The 1187-nt window shown below is 73.5% G+C and carries 1 protein-coding gene; it reads right to left on the bottom strand.

The annotated features are described in order from the left end of the window. Positions 1–1187 (bottom strand): HAMP domain-containing sensor histidine kinase (locus tag AB0383_RS50085; protein WP_366191719.1); only part of this gene is annotated, 1187 nt, incomplete at both ends.

Genomic DNA, 1187 nt, shown 5'->3' with positions numbered 1-1187 from the left:
GCCCGGGCCGCGTCGGCGCGGTGGAAGCGGTCGAAGACGTGCGGCAGGTCCTGCGCGGGAATCCCGGGACCGCGGTCGAGGACTTCGATCTGTCCGCTTCGGACGGTCAGCTCGATCGGCTCGGTACCCCCGGCATCGAACTTCACCGCGTTCTCCAGCAAGTTGCCCACGGCGCGCTCCAGCCTGCGCACCTGCCCCGACACGACGGTGTCGTCCGCGTCGACCACCACCGCCCGGCCGGACCGTCGCCGCACCCGCTCGGCGGCGCGCTCGGCGACCGCGGCCAGCTCGACCGGGCCGGTCTCTTCGCTGTCGTAGCGCCGGGTGGCGAGCTCGACGATCTCGGTGATGAGGTGCGTCAGCTCGCGCGTTTCGCCGTCGACGTCGTCGAGCAGTCGTATGCGGGAGTCGGGGGACAGCTCGTCGAAGCGCCGCATCACCTGGGCGTTGGTCCGCAGGCTTGTCAACGGTGTGCGCAGCTCGTGCGCGGCGTCCTGGACGAGTCGCTCCTGGTCGGCGCGGGCGTCGGCGAGCCGGCTGAGCATGTGGTCGAAGGACGTGGCCAGGCGGCCGACCTCGTCGCGTCCGCCGGTGGGGACGCTCGCCTGCACGAGGCCGCCGTCGGTCACCTGCTCGGTGACGGCCGTGAGCCGCACGAGCCGGCGGGTGATCTGGCGCGCGAGCAGCCAGCCCGCGAGTGCGGCGGCGATGAGGACCGCGGCGCTGACCAGCGTGATCCGCGTGGCGAGGGAGGCCAGGACGTGACGGGACTCGTCGACGTCGACGCCGAGCTGGATCGCGCCGCGGCCCGGGCCGAGTGCGACGGTGATCACGCGGTAGTCGTCGGGGCCGACGGTCAGGTCGCGGTAGGAGTGGTCACCCGGGCGGCCGTTCGCCGCCAGTGCCCGATCGATGTCGTCGACGGTGTAGGACACCGCCGGCCGTCCGCCGATCCGCCGCGCGCCACCGTCCGGTGCGATGGCCTGCGCGACCATGGGCTGCGCCTCGTCGTGGTCGTCGTCGTGCGGGCCGCGGGTGAACGGGCTGGGCGCGAGCACCTGCGTCGCGCCGGCCTGGATTTCGGCCGAGGTCGTGAGCAGCGAGCGGTCGAGCTCGTCGCTGATCCGCTGCGACGCTGTCTGGTAGCTGAAGACGCCGACGAGCACGCTCGCGGCGGCGCCGACGCC

The sequence above is a fragment of the Amycolatopsis sp. NPDC051373 genome (assembly GCF_040689465.1).
Classification (GTDB): Bacteria; Actinomycetota; Actinomycetes; order Mycobacteriales; family Pseudonocardiaceae; genus Amycolatopsis.
The sequence above is the reverse complement of the archived record's forward strand: the minus strand, read 5'-3'. Positions and strand labels throughout refer to the sequence as shown.